Here is a 25,080-nt window from a genome sequence, read left to right on the forward strand (position 1 = left end):
GGACAATTAACGATCTTCTTGGGGGGCCAGGGCAGCCAATTCAGCTCGCAGCTCGTCGCTCAGTGCGTCATCCTTTAAAATGCGTTCCAGCTCATGACGAAAGGTGGCGTTATCCAGGAGATTGGACTTGAGGTCGCGCAGCAGATTGCGCATCGCCAGCAGGGCTCGCAGCTGCGGGATCTGGCGGGCAACCTGCTCAGGTTCAAAATCTTTGATGCTCTGGAAGTTCAGCTCGACGTACGTGTCGGACGCATCGTCGGACAAGGTGTCATCGACTGCGAACTTCAGACTAGGCGAGAACTCACCCAATACGCTGTCAAAGTTGTTTTTATTAATGTCGACCTTGCCGCGCTCAGAAAGCGAGCGTTGCTCTTTGCCATTGCTATAGTCACCCATCACCATGAGTTTCAGCGGTAACTCGACCTTCTTTTGAGCGCCGCCAGTATGCAGGTCAAGCTTGATATTGACGCGGGCCTTGGGCACCTCGTTCTGAAAACTATTTGTAGCCATAACCTCTCCCTTCCAGACAACTTAGCGACAGTCAGTGCCGGCGCAAAATCAAGACTGGAATTTACACATCCTGTTGATTCGATAAACGGCCGACCAACGGAGTACATAAATTCCTTTTTAGAAATCATGAATGCGTTTTCATGAATCGCATTCAGTTCCATCACTACTAGAATGAATTATTTCAAATGTTGTTTACCAGCCCCAACATGACGTCAGGGAACTTTCACCGATGTACTTGGGAACTTTCCTACATTCAACTTTTATGCAAATAGATAAGGCGTCCTGCTGATCAGCGAGGTGGTTTCCGGCGAGGCCCGAGGTCAGCTGCGATGTTCAGCACCCTGATCGAGGCCAATCGCAGGCTTTGTGCGTCGAACCATCGATTGAAATATTGACGCTAAATCCATTGGCACGACCGCCCCCCCCTGCGGTCAATCACAAATACCTGCCAAGGAATTTTTGCCATGCCCGATCCTGCGTTGCTTGCCGACCTGCCCCGCGACCTGCATTACGTCGACGACACCCAGCCTGGCCTCTCGCGAAAAAAGTTGCGGGGTAAATTCCAGTACTTCAAGGCCGATGGCACGCGCATCACTGATGCCGACGAAATCAAACGCATCAACGCCCTTGCGGTGCCGCCCGCCTACACCGATGTGTGGATCTGCGCCGACCCGCGCGGCCATCTGCAGGCCACCGGGCGCGATGCTCGAGGGCGCAAGCAGTACCGCTACCACCCACGCTGGCGCGAGGTGCGTGACACCGACAAATACTCCCGGTTGCAACAGTTCGGCAGCGCGTTGCCCAAGTTACGCAAGCAACTGGAAGCGCAGCTCGCCGCACCAGGGTTCAATCGGGAAAAGGTCCTGGCCACCGTGGTGCTGCTGCTCGATGCCACGCTGATCCGCGTCGGCAACACTCAATACGCGCGGGACAATCGGTCCTACGGCCTGACGACCCTGCGTACTCGCCATGTGGACATCAAGGGCAGCGAGATCCTGTTCCAGTTTCGCGGCAAGAGTGGCATCGAACATCAGATCACCGTCAAGGACCGCCGCCTGGCCTCGGTGATCAAGCGCTGCCTGGAGCTGCCGGGGCAGAACCTGTTCCAGTACCTGGACGAGAATGGCGAGCGGCATACGGTCAGCTCGACCGATGTGAATGCCTACCTGCATACCCTGACCGGCGCGGATTTTACCGCCAAGGATTACCGCACCTGGGCCGGCAGTGCCTTGGCGCTGGCGGTATTGCGCGAGCTTGAGTGGCAGCCGGAGTCCGACGCCAAGAAGCATGTGGTGGAGATGGTCAAGAACGTCGCCAAGCAGTTGGGCAACACCCCGGCGGTATGCCGCAAGTGCTATATCCACCCGGCGGTGCTGGAGCATTTCAGCCTGGGCGAGCTGGCGAAACTGCCCAAGCCACGGGTGCGCAAGGGCTTGAAAACCGAGGAAGTCGGCCTGGCGATGTTTCTGGAGCAACTGGCCGAGCGCTTGTAGGAAAAATTCAAAATGCGTTACCCTGCCCGTCCTTTCTGATCCCGGGATGACCGCTGACGTGAACCACTAAGCCTTCCAACATGTAAACGCAACGAGCCGCCTGGCGCGCTTGTTGGCTTGTGCCACATTGTTTTGGAGGTGCTGATGACTGACGTCAAACGGCTGCCCGTATTCGCTTCCCTGCAACATGTATGTTTCCAGTTCGCCAATGGCGAAACCTTGCTGGACGACCTGAACCTGTCTTTCGACCGCACGCCCACCGGGATTGTGGGGCGTAATGGCGCGGGCAAAAGCGTGCTCGCGCAATTGATCGCCGGCAGGCAAGTGCCGTCTTCCGGCACGCTTGAGACCTGCGCCAGATTGGCTTACGTCCCGCAGGCCTTGAGCCTTTTTCCCGGCCAAACGGTCGCGCAAACCACTGGGGCCGCTGAGGTACTGGCCGCCCTGGAACGCCTGTCCCGTGGTGACGCCCACGCCGCCGACCTGGAATTGATTGATGACCGCTGGGATCTGGCCGGGCGCCTGCGCAAGGCATTGGACGCGGCTGGCTTGCCTGAGGTCGGCTTCGACGACCACGCGGATCAGTTGAGTGGCGGCCAATTGGCGCGCCTGGCGGTGATCGGTGCGCTGCTGGCCAACCCACATTTGCTGATTCTCGATGAGCCCACCAATCACCTCGACGACCAAGGCCGCGCCTGGCTGCTGGGCATCCTGGGTGATTGGCGCGGCGGGTTGATAGTGGTCAGCCATGACCGCCAGCTACTCAACCGCATGCAGCGGATCATCGAGTTGTCGCCCTTGGGCGCCAAGGTCTACGGCGGTAACTATGAAGCGTTCAATGCCCAGCGTGAAACCGAACAACACGCCGCCCAGGCCACCCTCGAATACGCACGCCTTGAGCGCAGCCGTGAACGCAAGCGCCTGAAACACAGCAACGATGACACTCAGCGCCATGCCGCCCGTTCGCGCAAACATGCCGAAACAGCGAATGTCGACCGCTTCACCAAGGCACGCTGGAAAGGCGCCGCCACCGAAATCACCGGCACCGTGCACGGCACGCACCAGCACTATAAGGCCGAGCTGGATGAGCGCGTGCGCAATGCCTACGCGCAGGTGGTGGATGAAACCCCGACGTTGCTGGCATTACCCGGCACTGCGCTGCCCTGCGGTCGACAGGTATTGACCCTGGCGCATGCACAATTGCCCTGGTTGGATCCGCACCTGCCCAGCACCTTCTTAAGTGCCACGCTTGTGGGCCCGATGCGGGTGGCGGTGCAAGGGCCGAACGGTTGCGGCAAATCCACCTTGCTCAAGCTGCTGGCAGGTCAGTTGCAGCCAGTCAGCGGCGACTGCACCGTGCATGTAACAACGGCCTATATCGACCAGCACCTGGCGCTGATGAACGACCAGCACTCGATTGTCGACCAGCTCAACCTGCTCGATACCCCCCTGGCCGAGGGTGAGCTGCGTATGCGCCTGGCCTTGTTGCAACTGGACGCCTGGCGAGTCACGCAACCCGTGGCGCGGTTAAGCGGCGGCGAACGCCTGAAGGCCGCCATGGCGATTGCCCTGTGGCGCAAAACGCCGGCGCAGTTGTTGCTGTTGGACGAACCGACCAATCATCTGGACATGCAATCGGTGATCGCCTTTGAGCAAGCATTGCAGGGATTTACTGGGGCGATGATCGCGGTGTCCCACGATGCGGCGTTTCTCGCCGCACTCAGGCCCACCCACACCCTCACATGGCATACAGAGGGCTGGCGTCTGGAGCCTGAGTGATCGGCATGCGCCAGGTCATTGCAGCCGGATGCAAAGCGCCCTACGGTAGTGGCCGGACAATCTCACCGAGGAACCCGGCCCCATGCTGCCATCATCCTTGAAGCCCTACACCAACGCCGCCTTGCTACATCGCCACAAATGGCGCGGGCGTGTCGGGTTGATGCTGGTGGCCAGCCTTTCGGTGCTGGCGGGAATGACCGATGCTATCGGCTTCATGGCCAGCGGGGATTTTGTCTCGTTCATGAGCGGCAACACGACGCGCCTCGCCGTGGCGATCAGCGAAGGCGACCTGGGCCTGACCGGTCGATTAACCCTGTTGGTGGCCACGTTTGTCGCCGGTAACGCGTTGGGGGTGATGGTCAGCCGCATCAGCCGGCGCCACGCCTTGCCGTTGTTGCTGTGCATCGCCACCCTGCTGTGCGGGGCAGCCGCCTGGCCGTTTGCCGACCAGTTGCCCGCGCTGCTGGCAGCGATCATTGCCATGGGCATGCTCAATGCCGCCGTCGAAGAGGTGAACGGATTACCGGTGGGGCTGACCTACGTCACCGGGGCGTTGTCACGTTTTGGTCGCGGGCTGGGCCGCTGGATGCTGGGCGAACAGCGCAATGGCTGGCGCGTGCAACTGATCCCCTGGGGCGGGATGTTTGCCGGGGCAGTGATCGGTGCCCTGCTGGAACATCATATGGGGATTCGTGCGCTGCTGGTCAGCGGTGTGCTGTCGGCACTCTTGGGGCTGGTATCGCTGAAAATTCCACGGCGCTGGCACCTGGGGTACATGCCACGCTGAAAAAGCTGCCCGCCCGACGTTCTGGCCTCGACGTCCGTGTACTGGTAAAGAGCCATCACGCCGGGCGAGCGGGTGCATGATAAAACAATGCTCCCGGGCTGTCCGCAGGGCATTTCTGAAAAAAACTAACGTATTGCCTTACAAGCAGGTAGCCAGCACGGCGAGACGGCGCTTGGCCGGGTAGTCATCCTGGGCGGCGTAATAGCTGGCGGTGGCGCCTGCGCCGGCACTGCGCACATCGACAAAGTAATCGCCGGCCGTGGTGTAGATGGTAAAACCACCGGCCTGTGCAGGCTCCATGAAGCCACCGGCATCCACGCCAAACACCGCTTCGTCCTGCCAGCCGAACTGCACGCATTGGGCAACGACCAGCGGAGCCTTGTCCGAGGCCAAAGTTTTGTAGGGCGTACCGGTACGCGCCTCTTTCATCTTCGAACCCGCGCAACCGGCCAGCGATGCCAGTACCAGAGCGCCAATTACCACCATCCGCATACCGTAGCTTCCTTGGAAAAAACGCGACTGTACCATTAGCAGGCGACACCGAATGATTATTGCGTCACCCTGCGCCTACTTACAAACCCGCTTTTAACCGGAAACCCCATGACACCCAACGCCGAGCGCTACAACCCCACCACCGACTACGCCGACAAGCTGATCAGCCGCATCGGCCAGACGCCTTCGTGGATCGCCAAACGCATCGGCGTGACCGACAAGCGCATCCGCTACATCCTCGATGGCGAGCGCACCGTCAAAGGCGAAAGCACACCCATCCAGATGACCTACACCGAGCAGTTTGCCCTGGAATGCCTGGCAGCCGAGGCGAAGGCCAACAAGAAACCTGCCGCTCCAGTTGCCGAATAGCTGACAAATTCATGAACTTTGTTTCACTGTGAAGGGAAACCCCGCCGCCTATAGTCGCCAGGCTCATTTTTAAGAAGTCTCCCTTCTAGCCCGCCCTCCCGCGGGCTTTTTTTTTGCCGGCTTTTCAGAGCAGCCAGCGAAACAAATAGAACAGCGCCATGCTCAACAGCACGGTGATCAGCACGCTGCGGGTCCAGAACATCAGCGCCACCGCGCTTATCCCGGCCAGCAGGTAGGGGTTGCTCACGCTCAGGTTGAGTGTGTGGTCGGCGAGGAAAATGATCGGGCCGCAGATAGCGGTGAGCATTCCCGGCACGGCAAACCCCAGGAACTCCCGCGCCCCGCGATTGAGGCGTACCGGCAAGCGTGGCTCGATAAACAGGTAGCGGTTGAGAAACACGATAAGGCCCATGCCAAAAATCATCACGAAGATCATCACTGCCCTACTCCCAGACGCTTGCAGGCAAACCCGGCGCTCATCCCCAGTACCCCGGACACCACTACCGCCGACTCCCAGTGCAGGTAGCTCAGGCACACCGAGCACAGCAACGACACGGCAACACAAACGATGGTGGGCACGTCGCGTACCACGGGGGTGATCAGGGCGATGAAGGTCGCGGCAATCGAGAACTCCAGGCCCAACTGGTCCAGCCCGGGAATGCTTTTACCGAGCACGATGCCCGCGAAGGTGAACACGTTCCAGATGATATAGAAGGTCAGGCCGACGCCCAGGGCGTACCAGCGGTTGAAGGTCTGGCGGTCATACTGGCTGACCAGGGCAAAGAACTCGTCGGTCAACAGGAAGCCCAGGCTCATGCGCCAGCGGGCCTTGAGAGGCGACAGCGTGGGGCGCATGTGCATCCCATAGAGCAAATGCTGGGAGGTCAGCAGCAAGGTGGTCAGCAGGATGGAGATCAGGCTCGCGCCGCTCTTGACCATGCCGATGGCCACCAGTTGCGCAGCACCGGCAAACACGATGGCCGACAACCCCTGGGCTTGCAGCGGGCTCAATTGTGCATCGATTGCAGTGGAACCGGCCAGCAGCCCCCAGGGCGCACAGGCCAGGGACAACGGAATGATGGCAATCGCGCCACGGGAAAAGGCGTTCAGGGGCAGAGCGTTAGGCATACACAACAGGCTCATCGACGGTCAGTCGACAAGCATGCCAGCGCGTTCAGGCGTTGTCTTGAATGATCGTGCTGGCATGGCCTGCACCGCAGAATAAGCGGGTGCCTAAAGTGCAGGCATCGAGGGCATTACCGAACGGAGCTTGGGGTTTTCCGACCGAGGAGGAAAGTGGACGGGTTGGTAGTTGTACGCCAAGTAGTGCTTATAGTCCTCGCCGGCGGGGTCCGCCGAGTAAGGGTTTTGTTTAGCTACGCGGTGCCGCCGTGCGTGTGGAAGCACCCCTTCAAGCTGTACAACACCGAGCTTGCGAACTTCGGGATCAAAAAGCGATACCAGCTCATTGATATTGAGGTCTACATTAACTTTGCCTACATACGCTTTAACCGGAACATTCACTTCTTTCTGGAACTGCGCCGCAAATGACGCTTCACCGCCCGTCCCCGAATTACACATCAATAACCGTATATTGGCGTACTGATCTGTCTGGACGTTGTTATCCCAGAGCATGTCCAGCAACTCATCGGAGTTATACCGCATGTTGTTATAAGACATGTCGGCCACGGCCTCGCCTGCCCCGGTCTCCTGCAATTGGCCATGGGCAACAATATTGAGCCGTTCCTGGCCGTTATACGTGTCGACAAAGGTGAACAACAGATCATTGATCTTTGTCAGGTCCCTGGCATCTGTATCCAGCCTGGGAACCTTGGACGTGGCGCCGCTTTCTGCGCCCTCCATTGTGCTGCGTTTGGTACCGCTGCGCGCCTGGTGGTTCGGCCCCAGCTCAATCACCTGCGTTTCGCGAACGCCTTCCTCGCTGTCGAGGACTTTGTAAAACTCAATCGAAGCAGGCGCTGAAGAAAGGCCAGGCTTTGTCGCTTGCGACTTGGCGGCCTCAAGTGCTGTGGGGCTTTTTCCCAACCCTGGCACGCCGTGCACCAGCACCGGCGCAGCATTCAGCAGGCCAAATACGATCCGGTCAGATGCCGCCGATTTTCCGTGTATTGCATCGTCAACACCTACGGCTGTTTCCGCGACACCCGCCGCCAGATAGACCGCGTCCACCCCGAGCGCCACCTCCGGGATGACCATCGCCAACGGCGTCAGCATCAGGGCTGCCGTCGCAGCTGCCTCCGCCACATTGATCACCCGGGACTTGGTCACATCACCGTCAGTGACGATTTCATGATTGGCATCCGCATAAGAGCGCGTTTTTTGCCGCTGGGTCATGGTGTGAAAGGGGTCACCCGTTACAGCTTCGGTGGTGATGTAGCGTTGCGGGTCCCAGGCATTCGGCGAGGTAAATCCCCATGAGTTGGGCCTTCGCGACTCCGTCCAACCACCCAGCCCCGTGAGCGCCTGGTTCACGCCATCGGAAAAGACCCTGTTGTCCTGGTCATTTTTGGAAAAATGGGTGGCAAGCACCGCACGTTTATTCGCATCCGCCGCTTGGTCGGCCAACCAGGTCTTCATCTGGCCGACACTATCAAAGCGATGGATGGGCGAAGCGTTACCCGGGATGTACAGCAGTGTGTGATGAATTTTCTTGCCCCTGGCGTTCAACCGGGGGCTTTTTTCAGTCACATAAATCAAGTCAGTGGAGGGTGCGCCGTCGATAGACAGCAAGCCCGTCTCAAGATTGGGATCCTTGGAATAAGGTGCCTTGAGATCCTCGAGGGTAACGTCCTCCAGGCGCTTTTCATTGCCCAGGCCAGCGGCTTGCAGGGCCATGGTCAGTTCATGGTTGCTCAAGCTGCCCTCTTTGAACTGGTTCTGTGCAGCCACCGAAAAACCCAGTTTACTCAGCTGGGTGTAGCTCTCCTCGTGGGCTGGCCAGAATTTGTCCAGGTAGCTTTTGTAAGGCGCGCTCAACGCCGTTTCCCATACCAGGCTCCGGAAATCGGCAGGCTTGAGCGCGAGTCTGTTCGAAGGTTCATAAGCGCCCTGGGCATCGGGGTCAGGCACGTTAAATATGTACTCGTGGACGTCTCTCAAACGATAGTCTGCATCAATGTGATGAAGCGTCCAGGCCAGCGGCGAAACCTTATCCAGCACGGCAAGAAGCGTCGTAGCGACGGTTGGCTTGGCGGCTGAAAGTTTATCTTCAGTATTCATACTGCGAACATTCTGCAGCGCCGCATTGGTTAATGACTGGTTATTAAGCATCCGGCCACCGGGCGGTTTGGCGTGGTCAATGTCGTAGGTAAACGTCGCAAGGCGCGCTGTGTCCGGATTTATACTCAGCCCAAACTTATTCTTGATCGCCGCTGCAATGATGGTTGCGGAGTTTCGCCCCGGGGTCAAAAACTTATCCGTCATGCTCTCTATATAGGCCTTGACGGCGGGCTTGACCTGGATCGGACGTGAAACCAGGGCGCCTGGAATGCTTGCTGTGGCTGTTTGCGCGCCATTGGCTGGCACCCCTGCAGAAACAGGCGGGGACATGGTGCGCGAAGCATCTATTTTCGAGCTCAAATCAGATGTTACGTAACGCAGTTCAGGCATAGGACCTGTTAGCGGCATACAAAATCCTCTCTAACGTATGGATATAAACCACACGTCAGTTGGTATTTTGTGCTGCTTCAGTTCCTGTAGCCCCGTATCTGGATGTTTTCGCAAACACGCCCTTATTCAGGCCAGTTTCACCGACACCCGCTCCACCGCCTCCCGGGCTTCGCGCAGTTCGTGGGCGTCCTGGTTGAGCCGGTGGATGGTATTGAGCAGACGCTGGCGCAGCACTTCGTCGCTGAGTTTTTCGACGGCGCGCATCAGGTCAAAGGCCGCGGTTTCGTTATTGTCCGCGACGGAATCAAGGGTCTTGCGCAGGTTGCGAGTGGCACGGGTCACACGTTTTCTTCCTTCATCACCAATGGGCGGGCACTTTAGGACATTTGTGTTTCAGTTTAATTTCAACCACTTGTCGTCGATTGTTGGGCCGTTGACGCAGATCAATCGAAACAGGATTTGACCAATACATATGGTTATCCGTATATTCAGATTTCCGCATATTCAGAGGCGCTGACCATGTCAGATCTTTTTTCCCCGCCCAATGTCTTCAAATGCCTGGCCGATGCCACCCGCGCGCGCCTCGCGCTGTTGATCCTGCGCGAAGGCGAACTTTGCGTGTGTGAGCTGATCCATGCTCTGGACGACAGCCAACCGAAAATCTCCCGCCACCTGGCGCAACTGCGCAGTTGCGGGTTGCTGCTGGACCGTCGCCAGGGCCAGTGGATTTACTACCGCCTCAACCCGGCCTTGCCCGAATGGGTGACGGCGGTGCTCGACACCACGCTGCAAGCCAACCAGGCCTGGTTGAAAACCGACGCCCAGCGCCTGGACACCATGGGCGACCGCCCACAACGGGCCAGCGCCTGCTGCTGACCCTGCGGAGAGCTTCTTATGCTTGTTGCCGTTGCTATTTTTTTGTTCACCATCATCCTGGTCATCTGGCAGCCCAAGGGCCTGGGCGTCGGCTGGAGCGCCACGCTGGGCGCGATCCTGGCGTTGGCCCTTGGGGTTATCAGCCTGGCCGACATTCCGGTGGTGTGGCACATCATCTGGAACGCCACCTTGACGTTCGTCGCGCTGATCATCATTAGCCTGCTGCTGGATGAGGCGGGCTTTTTTGCCTGGGCCGCGTTGCATGTGGCGCGCTGGGGCCATGGGCGCGGCCGGCGATTGTTCGCGTATATGGTGCTGCTGGGTGCGCTGGTGTCGGCGCTGTTCGCCAACGATGGCGCAGCGTTGATTCTCACACCCATCGTGATGTCGATGCTGTTGGCGTTGCGTTTTTCACCGGCCACGACCCTGGCGTTCGTCATGGGCGCCGGGTTTATCGCCGACACCGCGAGCCTGCCGCTGGTGGTCTCCAACCTGGTCAACATCGTGTCTGCCGACTACTTCAAGATCGGCTTCAACGAATACGCCGCCGTGATGGTGCCGGTGAACCTGGTAAGCGTTGCCGCCACACTTGCGGTATTGCTGTGGTTTTTCCGTCGCGACATCCCCCAAACCTATGACCCGGCAGACCTCGACGACCCTGCCAGTGCGATCCATGACCGGGCGACGTTCCGCGCCGGATGGTGGGTGCTGGGCATCCTGCTGGTGGGTTGCTTTGCCCTGGAACCGCTGGGCATTCCCATCAGTGCGATTTCCGCCGCCTGCGCCACCTTGCTGCTGGTGATCGCCGCCAAGGGCCACAGGATTTCCACGCGCAAGGTGCTGAAGGAAGCACCGTGGCAAATCGTAATCTTCTCCCTGGGCATGTATCTGGTGGTCTACGGCCTGCGTAACGCCGGGCTGACCAACTACCTCGCGACCTGGCTCGATACCTTCGCCAGCTATGGCGTGTGGGGCGCGGCGCTGGGCACCGGTGTACTCACCGCGCTGCTGTCTTCGGCGATGAACAACCTGCCAACCGTGCTGATCGGTGCGCTCTCCATCGAGGCCAGCCACGCGGTGGGCCTGGTCAAGGACGCGATGATCTACGCCAACGTGATCGGCAGCGACCTCGGCCCCAAAATCACCCCTATCGGCAGCCTGGCTACCTTGCTCTGGCTGCACATCCTGGCGCGCAAAGGCATCACCATCACTTGGGGTTACTACTTCAAGGTGGGCATTGTGCTGACCTTGCCGGTGCTGCTGATCACCCTCGCCGCCCTCGCCCTGCGCCTGAGTTTCTGATGGAGTCCAATCAATGAAAGTCCTGTTCATGTGCACCGCCAACAGCTGCCGAAGCATTCTCTCGCAAGCAGTGTTCAATCACTTGGCACCGCAGGGTTTCCAGGCTATCAGCTCCGGCAGTTTCCCCAAGGGCCAGGTGCTGCCCCGCAGCCTCACCACGTTGAAAGCCGCCGGCATCAGCACCGAAGGGTTGTACAGCAAGGGTAATGACGCTTTTGAAGGCAGCCCGCCGGACGTCGTTATCACTGTGTGCGACAAGGCTGCCGGCGAAGCCTGCCCGGTGTATTTCGGCCCGGCGCTCAAGGCGCATTGGGGGCTTGAAGATCCGTCCGATGTTCAAGGTGATGAGGCTCAGGTCGACGCCGCGTTTCACGCCACCCTGGAAATCATCGAACGCCGCTGCCGGGCTTTTTTCGAGCTCCCGTTCGCCAGCCTGAACCCCATCGAACTCAAGGCCGAGCTTGATCGCATTGCCACGTTATAACCGGAGAACCTGATGAGCACCCTGCCCAACCTGAACCACACCCTGTCCCCGCCTCAGCAACTTGAACAACCGCCACGCATCCTGCTGCTCTACGGGTCCACCCGCCCGCGCTCCTTCAGCCGCTTGCTGGTGGAAGAAGCCGCGCGCCTGTTGCAGCATTTTGGCGCCCAGACGCGCATCTTCAACCCGTCGGGTTTGCCGCTGCCGGATGATGCCCCGGGCGATCATCCCAAGGTCCAGGAACTGCTGGAGCTGATGCAGTGGTCCGAAGGCCAGGTCTGGTGTTCACCGGAGCGCCACGGCTCGATGTCGGCGGTGTTCAAGGCGCAACTCGACTGGGTGCCACTGGCCCTCGGCGCAGTACGTCCAACCCAGGGCAAAACCCTGGCGGTAATGCAGGTGTCCGGCGGCTCGCAGTCGTTCAATACCGTCAACCAGTTGCGGGTGCTGGGACGCTGGATGCGCATGTTCACCATCCCCAATCAATCGTCGGTGCCCAAGGCCTTTATGGAGTTCGACGATCAGGACCGCATGAAGCCGTCCGCACTCTATGACCGCGTGGTGGATGTGATGGAAGAGCTGGTGAAGTTCACTCTGCTGCTGCGTGATCGCCCAGACCTGGTGGACCGTTATTCGGAGCGCAAAGAGAGTAGCGAGGCGCTGTCGAAACGAGTCAATCAACGGTCGATCTAAAGGCCTTTTGCGGCGTATGCTCGCGTGCACCGTCACTGCGAGCCATTTCAATGAGTTCCATGCTGCATGCCTGGCTGGGCAACTACGAAGTCAGCAGTACCGCCTGCACCGGCCTGACGTTTGCCCGCCACAGCCATGATGAATGCGTGATCGGTGTCAACCTGCTCGGTGAGGAACAGGTGTGGCTCGACCGCCGTACATTCGTGGCCGGGCCCGGCAGCATTACCTTGTACAACCCCGGGCAAATTCAGGGCGGCGGCGCGGCCGAGGGTCAGCCGTGGCGGTTTGTCAGCCTGTATGCGGGGGCTGATCAGTTGGCAACTGACCTGGGGCTGGCGCACCTGGAATTCGACCGCTCGCTGTGCTTCCAGCCGGAACTGGCGATGAAACTTGCCGGCGCGATTGAAGGTTCGTTAAGTGCCGATCCGCTGGCCCGGGCGCTGAGTGAAGACGCCTTGGTTATACTGCTTGGCGACGTGGTCAGTTGCAGCGGCGTGCGCTTGCCCGGTAGCACTGCGGTCGGGCGTGGGCTGGTGATCAAGGCCCAGGAGTGGCTGGCTGAAAACCTGCATCAGGCCGTGGCACTCGACACCCTGGGTGAAGAGTTGGGCCTGTCGAAATTCCATCTGCTGCGGGCTTTTCAGAAAGACACCGGGCTCAGTCCGCGCCAGTGGGCGATGCAATTGCGTACCCGGCGCGCCAAGGGTCTGCTGCGCTCAGGTGTTGCGGCGTCGCAGGTTGCCCACACCTTGGGGTTTGCTGACCAGAGCCATCTGAACCGGCATTTTCGTGCGGCCTACGGCATTACGCCGGGTCGCTATCAAAGCGTGCTCAAAGGCTGAAAAGCGCAATCTGGTTCAAGACGCGTTACGGCCACTTGCCCAAACTATCGGCGTTCACTGTAGCAGCCAGCTTGCTTGCGAAGATGATGCGAGGAACCTGGCGCGCTGCGGTGTCTGTGAGTTTTTCGCGAGCAAGCTCGCTCCTACAGTGGTATTGCGCATGTTGACGATCTTTTTTTCGGCGCTGGTGTTTGGTTTTGTGTTTTGCCTGTCACCGGGGGCGGTGCTGGCGGAGACCCTGCGGCGTGGGCTGCTGCACGGGTTTACACCGGCGTTGTTGGTGCAGATTGGCTCACTGGTGGGGGATGCTGTGTGGGCGGTGATTGGCCTTACGGGTATGGCGTTGTTGATTCAGCATGAGTCGGTGCGGGTGCCGCTGACGGCGGTGTGCGGGTTGTATCTGGCCTGGCTTGGGGGGCGCAGTTTGGTGGATGCCTGGCGCTTGCCGGAAGCCGACGGTGCGCCGGCCAGGTCCGGGCGGAATGCGCTGGCGGTAGGGGCGGCCATTTCCCTGGCTAACCCGAAGAACATTGTTTATTGGGGCGCGCTGGGTAGTGCGCTGTCGGGGATAGTCGGGGCTACGCCGAGCCATGGGCAGACATTGATGTTTTTTGCGGGGTTTATGTTGGCGTCGGTGATGTCGTGTTTTCTGATTGCGGCGTTGGTCAATTTGTTGCGCCGCAATGCGTCGCCGATGTGGCAGAGGGTCAGCTATGGTGCTTGTGGTGTGGTGCTGTTGTATCTGGCGATTCTGGCGTTGCGTGCGATTTGAGTATGGCTAGCACGGCGGCCTGAGTGTTAAAAACACGGGCAAAAGCTGTAGGAGCCGGCTTGCCGGCGATGCTGGCACCTCGGTGTATCAGGTACACCCGGTTGACGCCATCGCCGGCAAGCCAGCTCCTACCGTGGGCCGTGGCAGCCATTACCGCGCAAGCACCATGGCAAAATACCCAAACACTGTGAGCAAAATCCCCGACACCGCGTACGCCACCGGAAACCCGATCCACGGCACCGTACTGTCAATTTCCTTGGCCGCCTCCCGCGCCGGCCCCGAATGACTGCGCGCCCCGGCCACCCCGCCCATGAGAATCGCCGGGTTGATCTTGAACACATGAAACCCCACCGCCCAAACAATAAACGGCGGGATCGTGCACGCCACAAACCCCAACAAAAAGATCTTCAACGCAATGATCGCACTGATCTGCGAAACCAGGTTCGCCCCCGCATTCACGCCCACAATCGCGACAAAGAAGATCAACCCCATGTCCTCGAGAATGTTACGCGCCGCATTCGGCGTATTGCCGAAAAACCGCACCCGCGACACCAGCGACGAAACGATAATCCCCGACACCAGCAACCCGCCCGCATTCCCCAGGCCCACCGCCGCACCGAACGCCGGCACCTGAATCAGGCCAATCAACAACCCCAGCACCATGCCCAACGACAGTGTGAGCAAGTCGGTGGCCGTACTCGCCCGCCCCGCCTTGCCCAACAACGCCGTAGCCTTGTCGATGGCACTGCGCAACCCGATCAGGTGCAGCACATCCAGGCGTTGCAGACGGGTTTCCAGCCCCACCGGAATCGGCGCACCGCCCCGCTCAATGCCCACCAACTGCACCTGCCCGGCAATCGATGACTGGCTGAATTCCTTCAGTGCCTTGCCCACTGCGTCCTTGTGCGTGACCAGGATCACCGCTTCGTCCAGCGGTATATTCAGCGCCCGTGCATCCGGCACCTCCGGCCCGATAAGCCCCATGTGGTCGGTCAGCGCATCCAGGCTGCCGCCCAGGGCAATCACGTCGCCCAACTGCAACACCAACGCAGGGTCGGCCCCCAGCAATTGATCACCCCGTTCGACATTCTCGATCTGGTACAGCGCAAAGCGCTCGCGAAACTGCGCGATGCTCTGCCCCACGAGTTCCGCGTTCACCAGCCGATAAGCCCGTAGGTCAAACGGGCGGTAACCGCTCAGTCCGGCATCGTCGACGTTCGGTACGCCGTGCTCCACCTCAAACGCTTTGGCCGCCTTGCGCGCATCTACGCCCCACCAGCGCGGCAGGTATTTGCAGATCAAAATGATGCCGACCGTGCCCCAGATATAGGTGATGCCGTAAGACAGCGCGATCATCGCGGTGGCCGCCGCCGCAGTGGTGCCCGGCGGCAGCGGCACCACGCCCGAGGTAATCGCCTGTTCGGCAGAACCAATGGCTGCGGACATGGTTTGCGAGCCGGCGAGAATCCCGCCCGCGGCGCCCACCGGCAGCGCTAGCAAGCGCACCCCCAGCACCACGATGCCCAACCCCAGGAACGAAGACAGAATCGCCAGGAAGGTGAACTTCAGGCCGTCGCCCTTGAGGCTGTTGATGAACGAAGGCCCCACGCGCAGCCCCACGCCGTACATGAACAGGTAATAAAACAAGCTCTTGGTGAAGTTATCGAGTTCGAAATGCACGCCGTAGTAAGACGCCCACGTCGCAATCGCACAGCCAATAACGATGGCCCCGGCCACCGCGCCCAGGCCGTAGCCCTTGATGGTGCCGCGCCCGACCCAGACGGACAGGCCAACCACCAGGAACAGCAGGATGTAGGGGTTGTCGTGCAGGAAAGTAAAGAAAGCAGTCACGATGATTCGTACCTGGCGATGCAACGCTAAAGGCACCGGGCCTCAAGGCCCGGTGGGTGTTCAGTGCGTTCAGTCGAGGTTCGGGGTGTCGGCCGGGATCACGGGGTCGGCGATGGCGCCATGGCTGAAGCTTGGGCCTGCATCGGAATGCTCCACCGGGTTTTTCTGCAAATAGGTAACGGCCTTGTGCAGATCATCGAGCAGCAGCGCCACCAGATCACGGCTCACACCGTGGCGCACCAGGATGCGCTGCACGACGATGTTCTGGCGGTCGGAAGGCAGTGGGTAGGACGCAATCTGCCAGCCGCGCATACGCACGCGCTCCGACAGGTCGTAGAGGCTAAAACCGTGGTCGATGCCGTCCTTGAGCTTGTAGCAGACCGCCGGCAGCCCGTCCTTGCCGTCGTACACCAGTTCCAGCGGGGCAAACTTGGTGATTTCCGAGGCCAGCCACTGCGCCGTATCCGAGCACGCTTGTTGAATCCTTGTGTAGCCGTCGCGGCCCAGCCGCAGGAAGTTGTAGTACTGGGCGATGATTTCACCACCGGGGCGGCTGAAGTTGAGCGCAAAGGTGGCCATATTGCCGCCCAGGTAGTCGACGTAAAAAATCAGCTCTTCGGGCAGGTCTTCGGTGGAGCGCCAGATCACCCAGCCTACGCCCAGCGGCGCCAGGCCATACTTGTGACCCGACGCATTGATCGATTTGACGCGCTCGATCACAAAATCCCATTGCAGTTCCTGCTGAATGAACGGGGCGATAAACCCACCGCTGGCCGCGTCGACATGAATCGGGATGTCCAGGCCGAGGTCACGTTGCATCGAGTCCAACTCGGCTGCCAGGGCCGCGACCGGTTCGTAGATCCCGGTGAAGGTCACGCCAAGGGTCGCGACCACGCCGATGGTGTTTTCGTCGCAATACTCACGCAAATCAGCCGGGCGCAGGCCCAGGGCATCGCCGCGCAACGGCACTTCGCGGATTTCCACATCGAAATAGCGGGCGAATTTTTTCCAGCAAATTTGCACCGGGCCGCACACGAAGTTCGGTTTGTCCGTGGGCAACCCCGCCGCTTCCCGACGCTTTTTCCAGCTCCACTTGAGGGCCAGGCCGCCGAGCATTGCGGCCTCGCTGGAGCCGGTGGTGGAACAGCCAACGGTTTGCCAGGACTTCGGCGCGTGCCACAGGTCGGCAATAATGTGCACACAGCGGTTTTCAATCTCGGCGGTCTGCGGGTACTCGTCCTTGTCGATCATGTTTTTGTCGAGGGCATCAGCCATCAACTGCTGCACTTCGGGCTCGACCCAGGTGGTGCAGAACGTCGCCAGGTTTTGCCGGGAGTTGCCGTCCAGCAGCAACTCGTCGCGCACCAGGTTGTAGGCGGCAGACGGTGTAGTCGAATGGTCCGGAAGGCGATATTTAGGGAGTTTGTGCTGGGCAGAGCCACTCGAATACACGTCTTCGATGGCTTGGTCTTGAGTCTCAACGGTTCTGTGAAGTGCCATGAAATCCTGCTCTTGAATGAGGGAAATGGCGTAGACGATGATCGCGACAAGTGCCGATCAGGCTGCGTCAGGAAACGAGCGATGTAGCGGTGGCGCCGAATATCACACGCACTGCGGCGCAGCAAAGTGACCCAGATCATTAAAACCATGGATAAGCCGTCAAACGGTGCGAATCGCTTGGCAGTGACCTATTGGCTCAACGCTTCGTTCAATATCAGGCTGCGATAGTGGCCGGGGTTGGAGCCCGACCACTTGCGAAACGCCTTGTGGAAAGAGCTGGCATCGGCAAACCCCAGGCGGGTGGCGATCTCGGCAAAGCTGATGTCGGAGTCGGCCAGCCACACGATCGCCAGCTCTTTGCGCACGCTGTCCTTGAGCCCTTGGTAGGTCTGGCCCTCTTCCGCCAGGCGCCGGCGCAGGGTCGAGGCCGAAATGCACAGGGACGTGGCCAGGCCTTCGGTTTCCGGCCAGGTGTCGGCCGGCATGTGCCGCAGGTCGGCCTTGATGCGGGTGGCGAGGCTGTCGGGGTCGCGGTATTTGACCAGAATGTTCGCTGGCGCCTGGGCCAGGAAGCGCTTGAGTTCTTCGGGGCTGCGCTTGACCGGCAAGTCGAGGCAGTCGGCCGAGAAAATCATCCGGGTGCGCGGTCGGTCAAAGCGCAGGTTATCGGAGAACATCACTTGGTAGTCGTCGCAGAAGGCCGGCTGCGGGCAGCGCAATTCGATTGCCAGGATCGGGATGCGCCGGCCCGCCAGCCAGCAGGCGACGCCATGGACGATCATCCAGTAGGCAAAATAGGTGAAGGCTCGCTTGGGCTCGGGCTCGGGCTCCCACAGCACAATTTCCGCCAGGCTCTGCTGGTGCACCAACTGCGCAGGCAGTCGTTCGAGCATCAGCGACAGAAAACCCAGGCCGGTTTCCAACGCGGCGGCCAGGGTTGGTTGTGCCATGGAGGCGCGGCAAAGGAACTCCAGGCTGCCGGACTTGAGCTTGCGCGGGTCCATGCCAAAAAATTCATCGTCCATGCGCCGTGCCAGCAAGCGCCACAAACGCGCATAAGCCGCGGCCGGAACGCGTGCGGCGGGCTGTTCGAGCAGCGCCGGATCAATCCCGACCTTGGTCAATACTTCGTCGGTCGCCGCACCCGGCGCGCAGCTCTGCAACAGGGCTTCGCGCACTAGATGGATGGAAATGGTGTCTTTTTCCGACATGGGAAATGGCGCAATCCGGTTGCTGGAACGATGCCGCGCATTCTAGTGGGGGTTGCGGTTTGCCACCACCGTTCAGTCAAGGTTCAGTAAAGGTCAATATTTGCTGTTTAGTAATGAGTATCATTATGTTACAACTTAGCATCCTATCTAGTAGTGATTCGGTGCCGAATGCTTGTTCCCTTTTTGATCATGCTGCGCGAAGGCATAGAAGCCGCCTTGATCGTTGGCATTATTGCCAGCTACCTCAAGCAAACCGGCCGTGGCCAGTACATGCCTGCAGTGTGGATAGGCGTCTTTCTGGCAGCCGCCCTGGCGCTGTTGGTAGGCGGTGGCCTGGAACTGGTCAGTGCCGAATTCCCGCAAAAGCAACAGGAACTGTTCGAAGGCATCGTCGGCCTGGTGGCCGTGGGCATTCTCAGTTCCATGGTGTTCTGGATGCGCAAGGTGGCGCGCTCCATCAAGCATTCGCTGCATGAATCCCTTGATCACGCCCTGGCCGGGTCCAAGCACCAGGTCACGGCGCTGATCGCCATGGTGTTCTTCGCCGTGGCCCGTGAAGGCCTCGAAACGGTGTTCTTCCTGCTGGCCGTGTTCCAGCAAAGCGAAGGCCCGGGCGCGCCGATTGGCGCCCTGCTCGGCCTGATCCTGGCGATCATCGTCGGCTTTTTGATCTACAGCGGCAGCATGCGCCTGAACCTCGGTGCGTTTTTCCGCTGGACCGGTTTGTTCATCCTGGTGGTCGCCGCCGGCATCCTCGCCAACTCGGTACAAGCCCTGCACGAAGCCGGGGTGTGGAACCACCTGCAAACCGTATTGTTCGATTTCAGCGCAACGCTACCGATGGATGGCCCGCTGGGCTCGGTGCTGGCCGGGATGTTCGGCTATCAGGACGCACCGACCGTCAGCACCCTCGGGGCCTACCTGATTTACCTGGTGGTGGCCCTGGTGATGTTCTTCCTGCCGGCACCGCCAAACAAACCGGCACCCCGCACAACTTCCTCCGTTTCCAGCCAGTAAGGACCGCCTCTTGTCCAACCAAACCCCTCAACCGGCTCCGCCTTCCCGCGCCTTGCGCTGGGCGGTGGGCGGCTCGGTGGTCGTGATGATCGCCGCCGGTGGCCTGTTCTACTACGCCTCGCAACTGGCCGCCTCAAAGCGCCAGGCCAACCACAATGAAATCGCAGTGACCATCCACGCCCACAGCTGCGAGCCGAATGCGCTGACGGTCCCGGCAGGACATGCCAGTTTCCGCATCATCAACCGCTCGGACCGGGCCGTGGAGTGGGAAATTCTCGACGGCGTGCTGGTGGTCGAAGAGCGAGAAAACATCGCCCCGGGCCTGAGCCAGGTGATCAACGCCAACCTGCTGCCCGGCGACTACCAGATCACCTGCGGCCTGTTGAGCAACCCGCGCGGCACCTTGACCGTGACGCCAACGGCCGAGTCGGACGCGCAAGCCAAGGCCAAACCGTCGATGGTGGCGTTTATCGGCCCGCTGTCGGAGTTTCGTGTGTACCTGAGCAGCCAGGGCAGCGCTCTGGTCAAGGCCGTTACAGCGCTAGACCAAGCCATCGAAGCCGGCGACCTCGCCCAGGCCCAGGCGCTTTACGTGCCGGCCCGCGAGGCTTACCAGCGCCTGGCACCGGCCTCGCAACGCCTGGCGGAACTGGACAACGCGATCAACGCTCGCGCCGACTACTTTGAAAAACGCGAGCAAGACCCGGACTTCAGCGGCTTCCACCGTCTTGAGTACGGCCTGTTCCAGCAACGCAACCTCGACGGCCTGGCGCCGATTGCCCAGCGCCTGGTCACCGATGTCACCAGCCTCAAGCAACAGCTGCTGGCCCAGTCGCTGCCACCGGAGCAACTGGTGAGCATTGTGGTGCGCAACCTCAACAGTCTGGCCGACGTGCGCGCCGCCAGCGGCGAGGAAGAGCGCTACAGCCATACCGACCTCAACGGTTTTGCCGCCAACCTGGACGCCGCCCGCAAGGTGGTCGACCTGATGCGCCCACTGCTGACCAAATCCGCCGCGCAATTGCTGCCAGGCATCGACAGTGCAATCACCGCCTTCGACGCCGAACTCAACGGTTTGAAAGTCGATGGCCGCTACGCCTCGTATGACAGCGTCACGGCCGATCAGCGCAAGCAGGTCGCCGACAAGGCCAAGGCTCTGGCCGTTGCACTCGATGGAATCGACCCAGCCCTTGGCCTTTCCGGCCTGAAGTGAAGACGACCGTAGACATGAGTGATTCAGAACAATTTTCCTCCCAGCGTCGTCGTGTATTGCTGGGCATGGCCGCCACCGGCGCCGCGATTGCAGGTGCAAGCCTGAGCTGCCCGGCGATGGCTGCCAACGCTGCCGCGCAAGTCACCACCGCACCGAGCAGTGAAAAAACCCAGGACCACCACGATTACCATGGCAAGCACCAGACCGGCATCGTCACCCCACGCCCGGCTTGCGGCATGCTGGTGTCGTTCGACGTATTGGCCAGCGACCGCGAAGACCTGGAACGGCTGTTGCGCACCTTGAACGAGCGCATCGCGTTCCTGATGACCGGCGGCACCGTGGTGCAAGTCGACCCGAAACTGCCACCCACCGACTCCGGCATCCTCGGCCCGGTGGTCACGCCGGATAACCTGACCATCACCGTATCGGTCGGCGAATCGTTGTTCGACGAGCGCTTCGGCCTGGCCGCGGCCAAGCCCAAGCGCCTGATCCGCATGGTCGGTTTCCCCAACGATGCGCTGGAACCGGCGCAGTGCCACGGCGACCTGAGCCTGCAGTTCAGCTCCAACACTCCAGACACCAATATCCACGCGCTGCGCGACATCGTGAAGAACCTGCCGGACCTGCTGCTGGTGCGCTGGAAACAGGAAGGCAGCGTGCCGCCCCAGGCCCCTGCCCGCCCAGGCGAGCCTGCCCAGAGCGCACGCAACTTCCTCGGGTTTCGCGACGGTTCGGCCAACCCGAACTCCAACGACAACAAGGCGATGGACCAGATTGTGTGGGTTCAACCCGGCAGCGACGAACCGGCCTGGGCCGCCAACGGCAGCTACCAGGCGGTGCGGATCATCCGCAACTTCGTCGAACGCTGGGACCGCACGCCCCTGCAAGAGCAAGAAAGCATCATTGGCCGGGTCAAGACCAGTGGCGCGCCCATGGACGGCCAGAAAGAAACCCAGGTCCCGGACTACAGCAAGGACCCGGAAGGCAAGTTGACCAAGCTCGATGCCCACATCCGCCTGGCCAACCCGCGCACCGCACAGACTCAGGCCAACCTGATTTTGCGCCGGCCGTTCAACTACTCCAACGGCGTCAATAAAAACGGTCAGCTGGACATGGGGCTGTTGTTCATCTGCTACCAGGCTGACCTGGAGGAAGGCTTTATCAGCGTACAAACCCGGCTCAACGGCGAGCCCCTGGAGGAATACCTGAAGCCGGTTGGCGGCGGTTATTTCTTCACCTTGCCAGGCGTCACCGGGGCCCAGGATTTCATCGGGCGCACGCTGCTTGATGCGACACATCCACAAACCACTGCCAATACCTAAAACAAACCCCAGAGCGGAAATCGTCCCATGAAGAAGTCGTCTCTCGCATTGTCGTTGTTAATGAGCCTTTCGCCGCTGGCAGCCTTCGCCGCCACCGCGCCGCTGGACCTGGTAGGGCCGGTGTCGGACTACAAGATCTACGTCACCGAAGAAATCGGTGAGCTGGTCACCCAGACCCAGGCGTTCACCGACGCCGTGAAAAAAGGCGACCTGGCGACGGCCAAGAAGCTGTACGCACCCACCCGCGTTCACTATGAGTCCATCGAGCCGATCGCCGAGCTGTTCAGCGACCTCGACGCATCCATCGACTCCCGCGTTGACGACCACGAAAAAGGCGTGAAAGCCGAAGACTTCACCGGCTTCCACCGCATCGAGTACACCTTGTTCTCCGAGAACACCACCAAAGGCCTGGACGCGCTGGCTGACAAGCTCAACAGCGACGTGCTCGACCTGAAAACCCGGGTTGACGGCCTGACCTTCCCGCCAGAAAAAGTGGTTGGCGGTGCTGCTGCCCTGCTGGAAGAAGTCGCGGCGACCAAGATCTCCGGCGAAGAAGACCGTTACAGCCACACTGACCTGTATGACTTCCAGGGCAACATCGACGGCGCGAAGAAAATCGTCGATCTGTTCCGTCCCCAGATCGAGAAGCAAGACAAGGCGTTCGTCGCCAAAGTCGACAAGAACTTCGCGGCCGTGGACAAGATCCTCGCCAAATACAAAACCAAGGATGGCGGCTTTGAGACCTACGACAAGGTCAAGGAAGCTGACCGCAAAGCCCTGGTTGGCCCGGTCAACACCCTGGCCGAAGACCTGTCCACCTTGCGTGGCAAGCTTGGCTTGAACTAAGCCTGCATCAAGCCGCCGCCCCGCAACGGGGCGGCGAGCTATCTCCCTACAAGATCCGATACAACAACCGCTCGATCCTCACCCGGCTGACCCGCCGCAAGAACTTGCCAACCGCCGCAGGGTACTCCACCAGGGTTTCCAACTGCTGGTAACGTTCGATACGCGAGGTGTGCTGGAAAATCTCCGCAAGCTCGGTACGCCGAGGCCCTACCCATTCACCCTTCGGATCATCGATCAGCAAGGCATTTTCCAGGTCGAGGCGAAACGCTCGCGGGTTGATGTTGTTGCCGGTCAGCAAGGTGTAGCGCTGGTCGACCCACATGCCCTTGAGGTGGTAGGTGTTATCGCCGTCGCGCCACAGGTGCAGGTTCAACTGGCCGCTGTCGATCATGCGCTGGTGGCGCTTGGCGAAGCGTCGCAGGCTGATTTCGTAGAGATACGGCAGTGCAGCAATGACCTTGAACGGCTCGCTGGGCGGGATGTAGAAGTCGTTGGCAGTCTTGTCGCCGACAATGATGTCGATCTTCACCCCGCGCGCCAGGGCGCGGTTGACTTCCCGCGTGACCGGCAGCGGCAGGTTGAAGTACGGGGTGCAGATAGTCAGTTGGTGTTGGGCGCTGGCGATCAGCTCACAGATCACCCGGCTCAACGGGTTGTTCTTGCACACGCCCAACAAAGGGCTGACCGACAGGTTGCCGTTTGGCAACTGCCCGGCTGTGGTGTCATACACTGCGTGTTTCAGGCGGCTGCGCAGGTCGCCGATGTCGTTGCGCAGGCTGCGGGTGGTCGGCGGGTTGGGCAGGTCGAGGCGATGCACCGCCTTGGCGGCCACCAGGCCGTGCTCCACCAGGTGCTGCATCGAGTCGGCCAGCGCCTTGTTGTGGATCAGGTGGTAACGGTCATAACGGTACTTGTCGAACTTGTGCAGGTACACGTTATTCAGGCTGGCGCCGCTGTACAGCACGCTGTCATCGATCACAAAGCCCTTGAGGTGCAGCACACCGAACAACTCGCGGGTTTGCACCGGCACGCCGTACACCGGCACTTCGGTGCTGTGGGACTCGGTCATGGCCTGGTACCAGGCGCTGTTACCCGGTTGCTTGCCCGCGCCGATCAGGCCGCGCTGGGCGCGCAGCGAGTCAACCACTACCACGATATCCAGCCCGGGCCGTGCGGCTTTGGCAGCGTGCAACGCGTCGTAGATCTCTTGCCCGGCCTCATCCTGCTGCAGGTACAGCGCCACGATGTAGATGCGCTGGGTGGCCTGGGAGATTTTCTGCAACAGGCAGCGGCGGTACTCGGCCGCACCGGACAGCACGTCGATGGCATCGGGCGTGAGGGGAAAACCGCGCAGCTTGGGCAACAGGGAGCGTTTGAATAACGACGGCATAAGGCTCGCAATGGGTCGAATCCGAAGGACTCAAGAGCTTACACCATGGGGTGGCTCAGGTCTTCCCGCCTGGGGGTAAAAAATAATTAATTGCCAAAGGAGAACGATCGTTCTACTGTTGTTTGCATGAACGATATCACTCGCGACATTATCCTCGACGTTGCCGAAAAGCTGATCTACCGAAACGGCATTGCTGCCACCGGCATGGAGCTTCTGGTGAAGACCGCCGGCGTCTCCAGAAAGAGCGTCTACCGCTACTTCGCCAACAAAGACGAACTGGTGATCGCCGCCTTGCAACGCCGCGACGAGCGCTGGATGCACTGGCTGCGTACCGAAGTTGAGCGCTACACCACCAGCGGCGAGCGTCTGCTGGCCGTGTTCAGCGCTTTGAAGGCCTGGTTCGGCTCCGACGACTTTCGCGGCTGCGCGTTCATCAACACCAGCGGCGAGACCGGCGACCCGCAAAACCCGGTGCGTCAACTGGCCAAGGCCCACAAACAGAAACTGTTCGAGTACGCCCTCGAACTGTGTCAAGCACAGGGCACCCCCGACCCGGAACGCCAGGCCGCGCACCTGCTGATCCTGATTGATGGCGCCATTACCGTTGCCCTGGTCATGGGTGATTCAACCGCCGCCGATAACGCGCAAGCCATGGCGCGAACCTTATTGCAACTTTGAACCGACTTTTAAACCAGTCCAGG

General features: G+C 60.3%; 25 protein-coding genes. 15 read left to right on the plus strand and 10 right to left on the minus strand.

What is annotated here, in order from left to right; genetic code table 11:
• Positions 1 to 6: 6 nt before the first annotated feature.
• The gene (tssB, locus tag RGV33_RS17500; protein ID WP_322145345.1) at positions 7 to 510 is read right to left on the minus strand and encodes a type VI secretion system contractile sheath small subunit; all 504 of its coding nucleotides are present in this window, start codon (positions 508 to 510) and stop codon (positions 7 to 9) included.
• Positions 511 to 974: 464 nt separating this feature from the next.
• On the opposite strand from tssB, the gene RGV33_RS17505 reads away from it, so the two are divergent.
• The 3 genes from RGV33_RS17505 (at position 975) to RGV33_RS17515 (ending at position 4,569) form a co-directional block, all read left to right on the plus strand.
• Positions 975 to 2,003 carry a DNA topoisomerase IB gene (locus RGV33_RS17505; protein WP_322145346.1) on the plus strand — a complete coding sequence of 343 codons (1,029 nt, stop codon included), beginning with the start codon at positions 975 to 977 and terminating at the stop codon, positions 2,001 to 2,003.
• 144 nt (positions 2,004 to 2,147) lie between these two features.
• Positions 2,148 to 3,782: an ABC-F family ATP-binding cassette domain-containing protein gene (locus RGV33_RS17510; RefSeq protein ID WP_322145347.1), complete on the plus strand. Its 1,635-nt coding sequence runs from the start codon at positions 2,148 to 2,150 to the stop codon at positions 3,780 to 3,782.
• Positions 3,783 to 3,864: 82 nt separating this feature from the next.
• Complete coding sequence (locus RGV33_RS17515) at positions 3,865 to 4,569, plus strand: YoaK family protein (RefSeq protein WP_322145348.1); 705 nt, start codon at positions 3,865 to 3,867, stop codon at positions 4,567 to 4,569.
• A gap of 138 nt (positions 4,570 to 4,707) precedes the next feature.
• Here the strand turns inward: RGV33_RS17515 and RGV33_RS17520 are convergent, their stop codons facing one another.
• On the minus strand, positions 4,708 to 5,061 hold the full coding sequence (locus tag RGV33_RS17520) for a hypothetical protein (RefSeq protein WP_322145349.1): 354 nt from the start codon (positions 5,059 to 5,061) through the stop codon (positions 4,708 to 4,710).
• A gap of 108 nt (positions 5,062 to 5,169) precedes the next feature.
• Here RGV33_RS17520 and RGV33_RS17525 point away from each other — a divergent pair, with 108 nt between their 5' ends.
• On the plus strand, positions 5,170 to 5,430 hold the full coding sequence (locus RGV33_RS17525) for a hypothetical protein (protein ID WP_322145350.1): 261 nt from the start codon (positions 5,170 to 5,172) through the stop codon (positions 5,428 to 5,430).
• A gap of 124 nt (positions 5,431 to 5,554) precedes the next feature.
• On the opposite strand, the gene RGV33_RS17530 is transcribed toward RGV33_RS17525, so the two are convergent.
• The 4 genes from RGV33_RS17530 to RGV33_RS17545 all read right to left on the minus strand — a co-directional run bounded on the left by RGV33_RS17530 (position 5,555) and on the right by RGV33_RS17545 (position 9,402).
• On the minus strand, positions 5,555 to 5,866 hold the full coding sequence (locus tag RGV33_RS17530) for an AzlD domain-containing protein (protein ID WP_010171433.1): 312 nt from the start codon (positions 5,864 to 5,866) through the stop codon (positions 5,555 to 5,557).
• The gene (locus RGV33_RS17535; RefSeq protein ID WP_322145351.1) at positions 5,866 to 6,558 is read right to left on the minus strand and encodes an AzlC family ABC transporter permease; all 693 of its coding nucleotides are present in this window, start codon (positions 6,556 to 6,558) and stop codon (positions 5,866 to 5,868) included. Before RGV33_RS17535 ends, RGV33_RS17530 begins: the two co-directional genes overlap by 1 nt.
• Before the next feature lie 105 nt (positions 6,559 to 6,663).
• Complete coding sequence (locus RGV33_RS17540) at positions 6,664 to 9,060, minus strand: dermonecrotic toxin domain-containing protein (protein WP_322145352.1); 2,397 nt, start codon at positions 9,058 to 9,060, stop codon at positions 6,664 to 6,666.
• A 126-nt stretch (positions 9,061 to 9,186) separates the two neighbouring features.
• A complete protein-coding gene (locus RGV33_RS17545; protein WP_322145353.1) occupies positions 9,187 to 9,402 on the minus strand; it encodes a hypothetical protein in 216 nt (71 codons plus the stop codon).
• Positions 9,403 to 9,579: 177 nt separating this feature from the next.
• On the opposite strand from RGV33_RS17545, the gene RGV33_RS17550 reads away from it, so the two are divergent.
• The 6 genes from RGV33_RS17550 (at position 9,580) to RGV33_RS17575 (ending at position 14,029) form a co-directional block, all read left to right on the plus strand.
• Positions 9,580 to 9,936, plus strand: coding sequence for a metalloregulator ArsR/SmtB family transcription factor (locus RGV33_RS17550; protein ID WP_322145354.1), 357 nt, complete (start codon positions 9,580 to 9,582; stop codon positions 9,934 to 9,936).
• Between the two features lie 18 nt (positions 9,937 to 9,954).
• On the plus strand, positions 9,955 to 11,238 hold the full coding sequence (locus RGV33_RS17555) for an arsenic transporter (RefSeq protein ID WP_322145355.1): 1,284 nt from the start codon (positions 9,955 to 9,957) through the stop codon (positions 11,236 to 11,238).
• 13 nt (positions 11,239 to 11,251) lie between these two features.
• Entirely contained in the window at positions 11,252 to 11,722 is a 471-nt protein-coding gene (locus RGV33_RS17560; RefSeq protein WP_322145356.1) for an arsenate reductase ArsC, read from the plus strand.
• A gap of 9 nt (positions 11,723 to 11,731) precedes the next feature.
• Positions 11,732 to 12,415: an arsenical resistance protein ArsH gene (gene arsH / locus RGV33_RS17565; protein ID WP_416152129.1), complete on the plus strand. Its 684-nt coding sequence runs from the start codon at positions 11,732 to 11,734 to the stop codon at positions 12,413 to 12,415.
• A 50-nt stretch (positions 12,416 to 12,465) separates the two neighbouring features.
• Positions 12,466 to 13,257: an AraC family transcriptional regulator gene (locus tag RGV33_RS17570; protein WP_322145358.1), complete on the plus strand. Its 792-nt coding sequence runs from the start codon at positions 12,466 to 12,468 to the stop codon at positions 13,255 to 13,257.
• Positions 13,258 to 13,417: 160 nt separating this feature from the next.
• Positions 13,418 to 14,029, plus strand: a complete 612-nt coding sequence (locus RGV33_RS17575; RefSeq protein ID WP_322145359.1) for a LysE family transporter — start codon at positions 13,418 to 13,420, stop codon at positions 14,027 to 14,029.
• A gap of 150 nt (positions 14,030 to 14,179) precedes the next feature.
• On the opposite strand, the gene RGV33_RS17580 is transcribed toward RGV33_RS17575, so the two are convergent.
• The 3 genes from RGV33_RS17580 to RGV33_RS17590 all read right to left on the minus strand — a co-directional run bounded on the left by RGV33_RS17580 (position 14,180) and on the right by RGV33_RS17590 (position 18,591).
• Positions 14,180 to 15,880 (minus strand): aspartate:alanine exchanger family transporter, encoded by a 1,701-nt coding sequence (locus tag RGV33_RS17580; RefSeq protein ID WP_322145360.1) that lies wholly within the window; start codon positions 15,878 to 15,880, stop codon positions 14,180 to 14,182.
• A 69-nt stretch (positions 15,881 to 15,949) separates the two neighbouring features.
• A complete protein-coding gene (locus tag RGV33_RS17585; RefSeq protein WP_322145361.1) occupies positions 15,950 to 17,380 on the minus strand; it encodes a glutamate decarboxylase in 1,431 nt (476 codons plus the stop codon).
• 188 nt (positions 17,381 to 17,568) lie between these two features.
• Positions 17,569 to 18,591: an AraC family transcriptional regulator gene (locus RGV33_RS17590; RefSeq protein ID WP_322145362.1), complete on the minus strand. Its 1,023-nt coding sequence runs from the start codon at positions 18,589 to 18,591 to the stop codon at positions 17,569 to 17,571.
• Positions 18,592 to 18,759: 168 nt separating this feature from the next.
• Between RGV33_RS17590 and efeU the strand changes: the two genes are divergently transcribed.
• Genes efeU through efeO (RGV33_RS17610) form a run of 4 tightly spaced genes read left to right on the plus strand, consistent with a single transcriptional unit; the run spans position 18,760 to position 22,989 of the window.
• The gene (gene efeU, locus RGV33_RS17595; protein ID WP_322145363.1) at positions 18,760 to 19,608 is read left to right on the plus strand and encodes an iron uptake transporter permease EfeU; all 849 of its coding nucleotides are present in this window, start codon (positions 18,760 to 18,762) and stop codon (positions 19,606 to 19,608) included.
• 10 nt (positions 19,609 to 19,618) lie between these two features.
• The gene (efeO, locus tag RGV33_RS17600; RefSeq protein ID WP_322145364.1) at positions 19,619 to 20,821 is read left to right on the plus strand and encodes an iron uptake system protein EfeO; all 1,203 of its coding nucleotides are present in this window, start codon (positions 19,619 to 19,621) and stop codon (positions 20,819 to 20,821) included.
• A 14-nt stretch (positions 20,822 to 20,835) separates the two neighbouring features.
• On the plus strand, positions 20,836 to 22,143 hold the full coding sequence (efeB, locus tag RGV33_RS17605) for an iron uptake transporter deferrochelatase/peroxidase subunit (protein ID WP_322145365.1): 1,308 nt from the start codon (positions 20,836 to 20,838) through the stop codon (positions 22,141 to 22,143).
• 27 nt (positions 22,144 to 22,170) lie between these two features.
• Complete coding sequence (efeO, locus tag RGV33_RS17610) at positions 22,171 to 22,989, plus strand: iron uptake system protein EfeO (RefSeq protein ID WP_177044104.1); 819 nt, start codon at positions 22,171 to 22,173, stop codon at positions 22,987 to 22,989.
• A 46-nt stretch (positions 22,990 to 23,035) separates the two neighbouring features.
• On the opposite strand, the gene pssA is transcribed toward efeO (RGV33_RS17610), so the two are convergent.
• Positions 23,036 to 24,379, minus strand: coding sequence for a CDP-diacylglycerol--serine O-phosphatidyltransferase (gene pssA / locus RGV33_RS17615; protein ID WP_322145366.1), 1,344 nt, complete (start codon positions 24,377 to 24,379; stop codon positions 23,036 to 23,038).
• Between the two features lie 126 nt (positions 24,380 to 24,505).
• Here pssA and RGV33_RS17620 point away from each other — a divergent pair, with 126 nt between their 5' ends.
• Positions 24,506 to 25,057 carry a TetR/AcrR family transcriptional regulator gene (locus RGV33_RS17620; RefSeq protein ID WP_322145367.1) on the plus strand — a complete coding sequence of 184 codons (552 nt, stop codon included), beginning with the start codon at positions 24,506 to 24,508 and terminating at the stop codon, positions 25,055 to 25,057.
• Positions 25,058 to 25,080 lie beyond the last annotated feature (23 nt).

The sequence above is a fragment of the Pseudomonas sp. Bout1 genome (assembly GCF_034314165.1).
In the GTDB taxonomy this organism is placed as follows: Bacteria; Pseudomonadota; Gammaproteobacteria; order Pseudomonadales; family Pseudomonadaceae; genus Aquipseudomonas.